The following is a 12,350-nucleotide window of genomic DNA, read 5'->3' as shown; positions in this document are numbered from 1 at the left end:
TCATCCCCAATTTTTACATACATCAACCCATTTTTTGCTTTTTGATAATTTTTCTAATTCCTCTAAAGTAAGCTCTATTGCTGAATTGCTACTTCCACAAGCAGGAAACATAGTTTTAAATCTTTTCATTGACTCATCAAGATAGACATTGATATTCCCTGGAAGAGCAAAGGGACATACACCTCCTACAGCATGACCTGTAAACTTAACTGTATCATCTGAAGAAAGCATCCTAGCTTTAAATCCAAACTCTTCCTTAAACTTTTTATTGTCAACTTTGGCATCTCCTGCTACTACAATAATCATAGCTCCATCTTTATTTTGAAATGATAAAGATTTTGCAATTCTTGCTCCTTCTGTTCCTAATGCTTGTGCAGCTAATTCTACTGTTGCTGTAGATTCGTCCATTTCCAAAATGTCATTGTCCTTATTAAATTGTTTTAAATATTCTCTTACCAAATCTATAGACATTCGTCAACCTCCTAAAAATAATATTTAAAATAATAAAACCCTCTCAGAAGAGAGGGTAAATTACTAAACCATCTCCTCATCTTCCAAAGTATAATCTTTGTCGGAATTAGCACCTTGCAAAATGCAGGTTGCCGAGACTTCAACGGGCCGATCCCTCCGTCTCTCTAGATAAGAAGTTAATATTCAATTGTTAGTGATTACTTTATAACATATATATAATTTTGTCAACATTTATTTTTGAAATTCTAAAAAAGTGAGTTATTTAACTAATTTATGGTAATATAACTTAAAACATTATCTTATTTTTAAAATTTTTCTTATGATATTAAGTAGTGATTTAAATAATATACCTTCCATTTCATTGTTAACTTTTTTTAATTCCTTTCTGATAGCTATATTTTGAGGACAATGATTTTCGCATTTTCCACACTCTTTGCATAGTGATGCAAAGGAAGGCTTAGCAGAAAATGCACCTAAAGTTTGAGCATACTTCCAACGATATAATTTATCATTTAATAAATACTTATCATTATAGCTAGAGAAACATCCAGGTATATTTACACCATGAGGACAAGGCATGCAATACCCACAACCTGTACAATGTATTTTTATCTTGTCCATCATAATAGATTTTACTTTTTCAAAAACTACAAGTTCTTCTTTTGTAAATGAATTAGCTTTTGCATCTCCTGCTGTTTTAATATTTTCTGTTACTTGTATTTCACTGCTCATACCTGACAATACAACATTTACTTCAGTGTGATTCCATATCCATCTCAATGCCCATTCAGCAGGTGTTCTTTCTGAATCGTAACTATTAAATGTATCTATAACTTCTTTAGGTAAATTATTTACCAATTTTCCACCACGTAATGGCTCCATAACAATAATAGGAATACCTAATGTCCCTGCCAATTGTAATCCAGCTTTTGTAACTTGATTATTTTCATCTAGGTAATTATATTGAATTTGACAAAAATCCCATGGATACGCTTTTAATATCAATTCAAAATCCAGCTTACTACCATGAAATGAAAATCCTATATTGTTAATTATTTTATTAAGTTTTAATTCTTCTAACCAATCCATTACACCTAAAGATACCATTTTGTCAAACATTGCTTTATCTGTAAGCATATGAAGCAGATAATAATCAATATAGTTTGTCTGCAATTTTGCTAGTTGTGTTGACATCACTTTTTTTGCATTATCCAAACTTTTTACCATATATGGAGGCAATTTTGTTGCTACTTTAACTCTCTCACGATAACCTCCTAATAATGCTTTTCCTAACAATGATTCACTTTGTCCTGCATGATAAAAGTAAGCTGTATCAAAATAATTAACACCTTTTTCTATGGCATCGTGTATCATAGATATTGATCTAGCCTCATCTATAACGCCACCTTTAGTTGGTAATCTCATACACCCAAAACCTAAAATAGAAAGTTTATCCCCATTCTTTATATTAACTTTTGTTATCATATAATTCAGTCTCCAAAATATTTTATATATAAGATTATACTACATTGTTAAAAAACTGAATACCCTAATACATAAACTATATTATTTACTTAATATTTATCTAACTAATTTTTCAATTATCAAAAATGTTTTTAATTCATCTAGTTTTTCTTTAGATAAGGGTAACACATCTTTTAATTTATATTTTATGTTCAATCTTTCATATTTCTGTACACCTAGTGTATGATACGGCAAAAGCTCTACTTTTTTAACCATATTTTGAGGAAAAGTATTTACTTCTTTTTCAAACTCCTTCATATCGACATAATTATCATTAACTCCAGGTGTTACAACTTGCTTAAGCCAAATTTTATTTTTGTTTTTTATTACTGCTTCTTTAAATTCATGATAGTTATCAATATCCATGTTAGTAATTTTTTTATATTTATTTGGTTGTGAATGCTTAATATCTAAAATAACAAGATCTGTATATTTTAATATTTCTTTATAATCTCCAAAACCAACACCAGCAGTATCAATAACTGTGTGTATTCCCTCCTCTTTACATCTCTTAAGACATTCTAGCAAAAATTCGGGTTGTAATAAGGGCTCACCTCCTGAAAAAGTTATACCACCATTATTAAATTTAAAATATGGTTTATATCTTTTAGTTTTTTCAACTATTTCCATAGGAGATGCGCTATATACAGTCTTCAGTGTATTCCATGTATCCGGATTGTGACAGTAGATACATCTTAATTTGCATCCTTGAAGAAAAACAACCATACGAATTCCTGGACCGTCTAATGTTCCTAATGTTTCTATTGAATGTATAAATCCACTTGTCATAATATGCCTACATTTTATCATGGAATGTTCTACTAATGACATCCATTTGTTGTTCACGAGTTAATCTATTAAAGTTAACTGCATAGCCAGATACACGAATTGTTAAATTGGGATATTTGTCTGGATTTTCCATAGCCTCATATAATGTATCTTTATTTAAAACATTAACATTTATATGATGAGCTTTTTGAACAAAATATCCATCTAATATATTTACAAGATTATCTACTCTATGCCTATCTAATTTTCCTAAAGTTTCTGGTACTACTGTAAACGTATTAGAAATTCCATCTTCACATATATTTTTATATTTTAATTTAGCAACTGAATTAAGTGAAGCAAGTATACCGCTTTTATCTCTACCATTCATTGGATTTGCTCCTGGAGCAAATGGTTCTCCAGATTTCCTACCGTCAGGTGTAGAACCTGTTTTTTTACCATATACAACATTTGATGTAATAGTTAATACTGAAAGAGTATGCTTAGCATTTCTATATGTTTTATGTTTCTTCAACTCAGTAGAGAAAAACTCCAATACTTCTTCAGCAATATTATCAACACGGTCATCATCATTACCATACATAGGGAAATCACCATCAACATTAAAATCTACTGCTATACCATCTTCATCATAAATAGGCATAACCTTAGCAAATTTAATTGCGCTTAATGAATCTGCAACGATAGAAAGTCCAGCTACTCCAAAAGCCATAAGTCTTCCTACATTATAATCGTGTAATGCCATAAGACCTGCTTCATAAGCGTATTTGTCGTGCATATAATGAATAATGTTCATAGTATTAACATAAAGTTCAGCAACATATGTTAATACCTTTTTATAATTATTCAGAACTTCTTCATATTGCAAAGTTTCTGAATTAATATTAATTTTTTCTATATTTTCTATTACCTTTACCTTCTTTATCTCATCTATTCCTCCATTAATAGCCATTAACAGTGATTTTGCTAGATTGCATCTTGCTCCAAAAAACTGCATATCTTTTCCAAGGCGCATAGCAGATACACAACAAGCAATACCATAATCATCTCCATATATTGGTCTCATAATATCATCATTTTCATATTGTATTGCTGATGTTTCTATTGACATTTTAGTGCAGTACTTTTTAAAGTTTTCAGGAAGATTATTTGACCATAATACAGTCATGTTAGGCTCTGGGGCTGATGATAAATTAGTTAAAGTATGCAAAAATCTAAATGTTGTTTTAGTAACTAACGTTCTTTTATCTACGCCCATGCCTCCCAGAGATTCTGTTACCCAATTTGGATCTCCTGCAAACAATTCATTGTATTCAGGTGTTCTTAAATGACGAATCATTCTTAATTTTAACACAAATTGATCTATAATTTCTTGAGCTTCTATTTCAGTAATTATTTCGTTTTTTAAATCTCTTTCTATATATATATCAATAAAAGTGCTTACTCTACCTAAAGACATAGCTGCACCATTATTTTCCTTAACTCCTGACAAATAGCCAAAGTAAATAGCCTGTACCGCTTCTAAAGCACTTCTTGATGGTTGTGAAATATCAATACCATATTTTTTAGCCATTGATTTCATTTCTTTAAGTGCCTTTATTTGCTCTTTAATTTCTTCTCTTGCCCTAATGTTTTCTTCTGTCATTAGTAATGTAATATTTTCATATTCTTCTTGTTTTTTTATTATTAAAAAATCTATTCCATAAAGTGCAATCCTTCTAAAGTCCCCTATTATTCTTCCTCTGCCATAAGCATCAGGTAATCCTGTTAGTAACCCAACACTTCTTGCAATTTTAATTTCTGGGGTATATACATCGAAAACTCCTTGATTATGAGTTTTTCTATATTTATAAAAAACGTCTCTCAAATTTTCAGACATATTATATCCATAAGCTTCTAAAGACTGTTCTACCATCCTTATGCCACCAAATGGATTTATCATTCTCTTTAATGGTGCATCCGTTTGAAATCCAACGATAATTTCATTTTCCTTATCAAGATATCCTGCTTCAAAATTATCGATTCCTGATATGTGCACGGTATCAACATCTGATACACCATTTTCTAATTCTTTTTTCATTAATTCTGAAGCCATAGCAAATAGTTTTTTTGTTCTAATAGTTGGTTTACATAGAAAATTACAATCTCCTTTATAAGGTACATAGTTTTTTTGAATAAATTCTCTAACATCAATTTCTTTAGTCCAGTTTTCTAAATTAAAACCTTTCCATTCTTCTCTTATCATTTCTTCCTCCTAAGTATTAATTACTCAGGGGTATTAAAAAACCACCTGAGCATAGCCCAGGCGGTCGACTTATAATTTAATTCACACTCCCTCGTGGTAACTCCACAATTCCGCCAGTCATGTGATTATGTCTATAGTACATTAAACCTTCTATATTGTCAATATAATCTTATGCTTTTTCAATCATATTATTTATCTTTTCGCTTAATTGGTGTAACATAAACTCTTCTGTCACTTTTTCCTCATAAAGTTTTGACATAGCTTTATCAACTTGATTCTTAATATTCTTAGCACAGTCTAATGACTTACATATTTCAGATTGTACGACCCAATCAAAAATAAGTCCATCAAAAAAGTAATCAGCAAATGTTTCAAAAGACCCAACATCAATTGAAAAGTTTGTAACAGCCATATTAATATCCGATATTTCTCTTTTGAATTTACCTAAAAACCTTTGGGTTTCTTCACCATGATATCGCGCTTCGTCTATATGACTATGCTTTACCATTGTAGTAAGCATTCCTCCGCCTAACATATCCCATACTCCCCAATTTTCTGATTTTTCAAGCTCTTTAATTGTATTTTCTACAGAATGAAGAGCATCTTCTCCAGCTTTAATAGCTTCATCTATTTCTTTAATATTAGCATTTATATTTTCTTTACGTTTTATTAAATCTTTAATCTCTTCACTTAAATCTTTATCTTCAGAATATATACTTTCTAACTTTTTATTTATTAAATCCTCATAATCTTTTTCACATACATCTATTTTTGACAGTTCATCAACTATCCTTTTAGTTTCATTAAATAAAAAATCTACATTATGCCTGCTTTGATCATATTTCAACTTGACTTTCAAAGCTTCTTGTTTCTCTTTTTCTAACTGTTCTTCTTTATTTCCTAAAACAGTATAAAATAAAGAAGCAATACTAGCTGTCTCTAGTTTTAATACATCCTTATTCTCCTTTTTTAACGCATTTGATAATTTATTTAATTGTAACTTCTCATGAATTAAGTCCTGCTCAGTTTGTTTAAGAAGCCCTGATAATTTATTTTTCTTTTGTAAACATTCTTTTATATTGCTAATTTTATCATTATATTTTTGGTACATATTAGACTCTCCTTCGTATTACTGCTAAAAAGATTATAGAAGTCTTAAATATATATAATTAATTTTCTTATATTTTAAAAAAATTATATCACAATATATACTTTGATTCAAACAGTTTTTAGCATTATAGCAAATGATAACGTTAGCTTTTTTTTATTAAAATATTATGTTTTTTTTATAAAATTAATTGAATATCACATACCCTTAATGTATAATTATATATACAAAGTTTTTGTAACTATAAATAAGGAGGAAACCGATGGCAATTACAAAAGATATGACTATTAGTGAAGTTTTAAGAGCTAGACCTGATGCTGCAGAGATATTAATGTCACACGGTATGGGTTGTGTAGGATGTCCAAGTTCACAGATGGAAACATTAGAAGAAGCAGCTGCAGTTCACGGCATGAAAATTGATGATTTAATGGCTGCTTTAAATAAATAAACTTCGTATAGCAAAACAAAAAAACAACAATAACCGCATATGAGATTCTTCTCTACACAGGGTGACAAAACTGCGGTTTGTTAACAGACAAAAACCGGCATTAAATGCCGGTTTTATATTTAAAAAGCAACAATATAACAGCTGTTAAATTAGTTTGCTTGATAGTAATAGTGTTTACCTTTTTTTATTTTATAGTATGTAAATTTTTAATACATTTTACTTAATATTACTAGTTTTCAAAATTAAAGAGTAAACTCTTTTTGAGGATTACCCCACAATTCCTCCTGCATAGCTTCCGAATGACCCTCTGAGAATATTCCAGGAGCTCCTCCAGTATGTAGAAGCATAATATTTTTATCCTTAGAAATTTTTCCAGATTCAATCATCTCTATTATTCCTCTAAATGTTTTACCTGTATAGCAAGGATCAAGAATTATAGCCTCTTCTTTAGCCATATCATATACATACTTTCTTGTAACAGGATCAGGAACATTATAGCTTATTCCAACATATCCAGTTTCCACCCACATATCATCCATGGTAACTTCAACGCCTAATTCTAAAAATTCATTAGTTTCTTTGATGTATTCAATTTTTTCCTGCATTTCAGAATCATTTTTGTGGGAAACCGATACACCTATAGGGGTAAATCCTGCATCAAAATATTTTGAACCAAGATATAACCCTCCATAAGTTCCTGTAGACCCAAAACCAGAAAACACATAATCCATTTTAATATCCATTTCTTTTAATTGGTCTTTAATTTCTTTTGCTGCCATAACATAACCAGCTGCCCCAACAGGAGAACTTCCTCCTACAGGAATAAGATAAACTTTATTTCCCTGGTCTTCATACATCTTAATAACTTCATTAGTTGTTTTATCTAAAAGTTTTTTATATTTATCTGTATATACTTCCTTTGATTCATTTTTAAAGGACGTATCATCCATAAAAAATAAATCTGCTCCCATCATCTTATCAAGAATAAGATTTCCTGATGCTTTCTTAGGGGCTGGTCCATCCATTATAATACCACATTTTAATCCAAATTTGGCAGCAACTGCTGCCGTAAGTCTTCCATGATTAGTTTGAGGTCCACCATAGGTAAGAAGCACCTTGCAATCTTTATCTAATGCATCCTTTAATAAGTAATCTAATTTTCTTAATTTATTACCACCTAAAGCAAATCCTGTCATATCATCTCTTTTTATGTATAAATTAATTCCATATTTTTTACTTATGTTTTCTAACTTATGAATTGGCGTATTGTAAAAACCTGTTTCTATTCTTTGTAAATCCTCTAGTTTCATGATTTCCTCCAATCAAAAAAATCCTTGAATTGCTGCACAATTACTTCAATGTTATAAAATCTCTTCTAATTTACTTCTATTAAATCCTTGTATAACTTCATCATCAATAAAAATTATAGGTACTCCCATGTAACCCATTGATATTAGTTCCTTTTTTGCTTCTGGGTCAATTGAAACATTCTTTTCTTCATATTCAAGACCTTTTTCTTTAAAATATTCTTTTGCAGCTATACAATTTGAACATGTGTTACTTGAAAAAATTTTTATTTTTGGCATAGTTTCCTCCTGAATTATTTAATTTTATTATTTCATATCACTTGTTCCAACAAACCGATAAATATGATTTTACCTGAAAACCTAAAACGATAACCAATATCTTATCAGTAGTCACAATTTTTTAGTAAATATATGCAATATTTTAACATAAATCCACCTGAAACTCCATATTTTTTTTATTTTAGATAAATATTATAAATCACAAATATTATAAATAAGAATAGTATAGATTGTGCGAATGTTTAAGTACATCATTATAACTCATCATATATGAAGTATGAAAGGAATGAAATCAAATGAAAGAATGCACTATTTCTATAGAAACTCCTAAAAAAATTTTAAAAGGAGCAGGGATTCCAAATTCAGTATTTATACCTTTAAAAACATACAAAATACATATAAAATTAAATAATCCAACTGATAATTCTAAGCTATGTTCTTTTACTGCAACTCTAGGCAATGGTATTCGTTATTTGAAAAATATGCAATATTCTGGGCCAGACAACTTATTGCATGAAGCAGTAAAAATCATCGAGCCAAATCCAAAAACCGAAAACAACAATGTAATTATTTTTGCTAACAATTTTATTTTGTCCCCAAACTCAGAAAATATTATTAGCCTTGATGTTGCATTATATGATAAATATACTGAGAATGGAATTGAAAATTCAGGAGAAAAAATATCTCATGAAAGTAAACTACATTTTAATGGACATTTAATTAATGATAATTTTGTCCACTCATTTAGCACTGTTTCAGAAACATACGATTATGAATTATCAGTAAAATGTGAAGATGACAAAATTGATTTAGGAGGAAGTACTAAATTTTATATCTATTGTGAAACAGGGCAATATGACATGGCTAGAAGTGTATATGTCAGGTGTATCCTTGATGAAGATTTAGAATTTATTGCTGATTCATCAAACATCGAACCTAAAAACGTATATACTTTTGATAAAAAAACAGTTCTTAAATGGGATATTGGCAGTCTACAGCCTTCCGAGATAAAGAGAATCGGATTTAAAGTTTCCTTAAAAAATAAAGACTATCTTAAATCCGAAGACTTTTTTAATATTAAATTTAATTCAAATTGTATAAATAATTCTACATATACCCAATGCCCATCTAGCTGTCAACATAACTTAATCATCAAATAACAATCTATAATAATCATTCTCCAATATTTCAGCAGAGTACTTAAAACGATTTTTTACTTCTGCTGAAATTCTATCTATATATTCATAATTAGTTTCAAAGCCTTCTCTTACTTTTATTTCTTCAGTTTCAGCATTATAATATACTTTATCAGTAATCCAACTTCTGTTTGAAAATATTACTAATGGCTCTGAGTCAGAAAAAATATCTCTGCCCATTAATAATCTTGAATCATAATTTAATCCCATTAAATTTGATATTGTAGGTAATATATCTAAACTTGAACAAGGTTTGTCAATAGTTTCAGCTTTCATATCTTTTGACCATAACAAAAAAACACTTTTATATAATTCATACTCTGATTCTACTTGATGTCCTGCTAATTCACTAATTTGGTCATTACTTAAACCGTATGGATAATGGTCCGGACTGATGGCAATTAAAGTATCTTCCGCTATCCCAGCTTGTTCTAAATTATATATTAGTGATTCCATTGCTTTATCAAGTTCAATATTGCAAGATAAATATGCTTTAACATTTTCAGAATAATCAAGATTATCTACCACTTCTTTATTCTTATACGATATATAATTCCCTTCAAAATTATATTGAAGGTGTCCACTTACTGTCATGTAATAAACATGAAATGGCTGTGTATCTATAAATTCAGGTACTGTCAAATCTATCATTTCAAGATCTGATTCAGGCCAAGTTTCAGTAACATTAAGCCCATTACCAAGACCTTTATATGAATATCCCATATTAGGGTGTGATTTATCCCTAAAATAATAATCAAAATAATGATTGTGATATGCATAAGAAGTGTAACCTAAATTATTTAGCTGGTTACCCAAACAGTAAGGCATATAGTTTTGAGCAGAACGGTAAAAGCTCCATATTCCAGACTTAGGCAGAATTCCAGTACATATTACATATTCCCCATCAGATGTACTTACTCCCCATAAAGGAGTATAAAATTCTGTAAATTTAAATCCTTCTTCCTGCATCTTATACAAGGTAGGTGTTATATCTTTATTAATAGCATAAGGTGAAAATCCTTCTGCTGTTATTAAAATTAAATTTTTCCCTTTAAACATGCCTGTATATTCATTTTCATTTGTCGGTTTAATATTACTAAAATATTGATGCATATCTTTTATTTCAGCACTTGTCTCATTTTCAGCTAATTTATCTAAAGATATATTAGTTAAGTTATATTTTGCTTCTTTGTGTTCAACATTTGAATTTTCTTCAACTTTAGCTTCTTTTTTAGCTAAAGATTCTTTAGAAAGTTCATTATTGTTTTCATTATTTATTTTTGCTATATTACTATGAGGCTTATAATTATAGCTTGATAAAATATTTTTCATGTCTAGTCTTCCAGTAGTTAAAAGACCAAATCTATTAATAGATTTATCTATAATAAATGTTTCAGAATACAGATACTTAGAATTTAAAGATCCACCATTTGATGTTTGAATTATACCAATTACAAAAATATGAATTATAAATGCAATTCCTAATAATTTTAATTTAAAAATTTTATTTGACTTATTTAAAGTAACCTTTTTATAAAAAATTACAATTAAAATCAAAGGTAATAATAGTATGATAATTTGAAATAAATTCTTATATATTGCATTAAATAATACATCAGAAAATTGTGTAGCTTTTCCTGCCCCTATAAAAAAGTAAAGAGAAGCAAATGTTGAGAAAATTTTAAAATAAATGTATTCAGCTTCATAGTAAAAAGTCAAGAATAAAACAAATAAAATCATTATTATTTTATTTGTTCTTACCCCAAAACTTGTTGAAATAATATATAAAACTAATCCTATTGGTATAGAAAACATAATCATATTTAATAATCCAGCATTAAATATATCCCCAAAAATTGATACCTTGAGGACTATTTCATAATATATAATTAATATAGGGAAAAACAACAAAGTTAGTTGTTTTTTTAATTTTGCATTCAATGTCATATTCACTTTTTTTATAAATATCCTTTCAAACTCTTTCTAGTAAATCCATTTAACCCTACAGTAGTGTCAGCATGAAATAATGAGCTAATTACAGCTTCCTCCACAGACTCAATTGCAGCTCTAAAAATTTTATCTATTATACTATCATCAACCATTTTCATTTCGAGTATATTTGTATCGCAATAATGTTTTATTTTATTTGATGTAGTAAAAGCAATACAAATATCACCACTACCATTTCCTAAATGCGAACCAGTTCTCCCTAACCCAATTACTGAACGTTTTGCAACTCTTTTTAATTGTCTCTCATTTAAAGGAATATCCATAGCCAAAATTATAATAATGGAACCCTTATCTTCTTCCACCTTTATGGTGTCTGCTATTCTTTCTCCAATTTTATCTCCATTTATATTTAAATCCTGAATTGAGCCAAAATTAGACATAACAAGAGCACCTAATGTATATTCTTTATTGTCAAGTTCAATAACTCTAGAAGATGAACCAATACCACCTTTTAAACCATAACAACTCATTCCAGTTCCAGAACCAACTGCACCTTCTTCGAACACATAATCTGCATTTCTAATAGCCTCAAAAACATGCTCTTCTCTAACATGTAGTCCTCTAATATCATTTAATTTACCATCATTACATTCTGTTACAACACAATTTACAGTACCTGTAGTACTTCCTATATCTTTGTTTTGAGCTAACATATATTTTGTTAAAGCATTAGTTGCCGTTCCAATACTTAACGTGTTAGTCATTATAATTGGAGTTTCTATATTTCCAAGTTCTTCAATTTGAAGAATTCCTATACTCTTTCCAAATCCATTAATTACATATGATGATGCCATTACCTTTTCTTTATATATATTTCCTTCATGGGGTAATATTGCAGTCACGCCAGTTTTTATGTTTCCATCGTCTAAAGTAACATGACCAACTTTTATTCCTTCAACATCTGTAATTAAGTTCTTTGAACCTTTCTTCATCTTTCCTATAACTATACCACTATCATTATTTAATCCCAATT

The 12,350-nt window shown here is 29.1% G+C and carries 11 protein-coding genes and 2 riboswitches; of the genes, 2 read left to right on the top strand and 9 right to left on the bottom strand.

Annotation, left to right across the window (positions count from 1 at the left end; all coding sequences use genetic code 11):
• From U8307_RS07905 to U8307_RS07885, 5 genes are all read right to left on the bottom strand, one after another.
• A complete protein-coding gene (locus U8307_RS07905) occupies positions 1–471 on the bottom strand; it encodes a YbaK/EbsC family protein (RefSeq protein ID WP_326906757.1) in 471 nt (156 codons plus the stop codon).
• A gap of 73 nt (positions 472–544) precedes the next feature.
• Positions 545–646, bottom strand: a riboswitch (SAM riboswitch).
• Between the two features lie 119 nt (positions 647–765).
• Positions 766–1,956, bottom strand: coding sequence for an aldo/keto reductase (locus U8307_RS07900; RefSeq protein ID WP_326906755.1), 1,191 nt, complete (start codon positions 1,954–1,956; stop codon positions 766–768).
• A 96-nt stretch (positions 1,957–2,052) separates the two neighbouring features.
• Positions 2,053–2,784 (bottom strand): pyruvate formate-lyase-activating protein, encoded by a 732-nt coding sequence (pflA, locus tag U8307_RS07895; protein ID WP_326906754.1) that lies wholly within the window; start codon positions 2,782–2,784, stop codon positions 2,053–2,055.
• A 7-nt stretch (positions 2,785–2,791) separates the two neighbouring features.
• Entirely contained in the window at positions 2,792–5,026 is a 2,235-nt protein-coding gene (gene pflB, locus U8307_RS07890) for a formate C-acetyltransferase (RefSeq protein WP_326911570.1), read from the bottom strand.
• Between the two features lie 50 nt (positions 5,027–5,076).
• Positions 5,077–5,160, bottom strand: a riboswitch (ZMP/ZTP riboswitch).
• Positions 5,161–5,198: 38 nt separating this feature from the next.
• Positions 5,199–6,140, bottom strand: a complete 942-nt coding sequence (locus U8307_RS07885) for a hypothetical protein (protein ID WP_326906752.1) — start codon at positions 6,138–6,140, stop codon at positions 5,199–5,201.
• 259 nt (positions 6,141–6,399) lie between these two features.
• Between U8307_RS07885 and U8307_RS07880 the strand changes: the two genes are divergently transcribed.
• Positions 6,400–6,585, top strand: coding sequence for a DUF1858 domain-containing protein (locus U8307_RS07880; RefSeq protein ID WP_326906750.1), 186 nt, complete (start codon positions 6,400–6,402; stop codon positions 6,583–6,585).
• A gap of 242 nt (positions 6,586–6,827) precedes the next feature.
• Here the strand turns inward: U8307_RS07880 and U8307_RS07875 are convergent, their stop codons facing one another.
• Together U8307_RS07875 and U8307_RS07870 are read right to left on the bottom strand one after the other, a co-directional pair.
• Complete coding sequence (locus U8307_RS07875) at positions 6,828–7,895, bottom strand: 1-aminocyclopropane-1-carboxylate deaminase/D-cysteine desulfhydrase (protein ID WP_326906748.1); 1,068 nt, start codon at positions 7,893–7,895, stop codon at positions 6,828–6,830.
• Positions 7,896–7,946: 51 nt separating this feature from the next.
• Entirely contained in the window at positions 7,947–8,171 is a 225-nt protein-coding gene (locus U8307_RS07870) for a glutaredoxin family protein (RefSeq protein WP_326906746.1), read from the bottom strand.
• 296 nt (positions 8,172–8,467) lie between these two features.
• Here U8307_RS07870 and U8307_RS07865 point away from each other — a divergent pair, with 296 nt between their 5' ends.
• Positions 8,468–9,331 (top strand): hypothetical protein, encoded by an 864-nt coding sequence (locus U8307_RS07865; protein WP_326906743.1) that lies wholly within the window; start codon positions 8,468–8,470, stop codon positions 9,329–9,331.
• Here the strand turns inward: U8307_RS07865 and U8307_RS07860 are convergent.
• Together U8307_RS07860 and U8307_RS07855 are read right to left on the bottom strand one after the other, a co-directional pair.
• Entirely contained in the window at positions 9,317–11,308 is a 1,992-nt protein-coding gene (locus U8307_RS07860) for an LTA synthase family protein (RefSeq protein WP_442985513.1), read from the bottom strand. The two genes, U8307_RS07865 and U8307_RS07860, sit on opposite strands and share 15 nt — an antisense overlap.
• Before the next feature lie 17 nt (positions 11,309–11,325).
• Positions 11,326–12,348 carry a DmpA family aminopeptidase gene (locus U8307_RS07855; protein WP_326906739.1) on the bottom strand — a complete coding sequence of 341 codons (1,023 nt, stop codon included), beginning with the start codon at positions 12,346–12,348 and terminating at the stop codon, positions 11,326–11,328.
• Between the last annotated feature and the right edge of the window lie 2 nt (positions 12,349–12,350).

The organism is Sedimentibacter sp. MB31-C6 (genome assembly GCF_035934735.1).
Taxonomy (GTDB): Bacteria; Bacillota; Clostridia; order Tissierellales; family Sedimentibacteraceae; genus Sedimentibacter.
This window is presented reverse-complemented; position numbering and strand designations above follow the sequence as displayed.

Excerpts from the sequence above, each read along its gene's own strand:
- U8307_RS07905 (WP_326906757.1), bottom strand. The coding sequence starts at position 471 with ATGTCTATAGATTTGGTAAGAGAATATTTAAAACAATTTAATAAGGAC.
- U8307_RS07900 (WP_326906755.1), bottom strand. The coding sequence starts at position 1,956 with ATGATAACAAAAGTTAATATAAAGAATGGGGATAAACTTTCTATTTTA.
- pflA (WP_326906754.1), bottom strand. The coding sequence starts at position 2,784 with ATGACAAGTGGATTTATACATTCAATAGAAACATTAGGAACATTAGAC.
- U8307_RS07885 (WP_326906752.1), bottom strand. The coding sequence starts at position 6,140 with ATGTACCAAAAATATAATGATAAAATTAGCAATATAAAAGAATGTTTA.
- U8307_RS07880 (WP_326906750.1), top strand. The coding sequence starts at position 6,400 with ATGGCAATTACAAAAGATATGACTATTAGTGAAGTTTTAAGAGCTAGA.
- U8307_RS07875 (WP_326906748.1), bottom strand. The coding sequence starts at position 7,895 with ATGAAACTAGAGGATTTACAAAGAATAGAAACAGGTTTTTACAATACG.
- U8307_RS07870 (WP_326906746.1), bottom strand. The coding sequence starts at position 8,171 with ATGCCAAAAATAAAAATTTTTTCAAGTAACACATGTTCAAATTGTATA.
- U8307_RS07865 (WP_326906743.1), top strand. The coding sequence starts at position 8,468 with ATGAAAGAATGCACTATTTCTATAGAAACTCCTAAAAAAATTTTAAAA.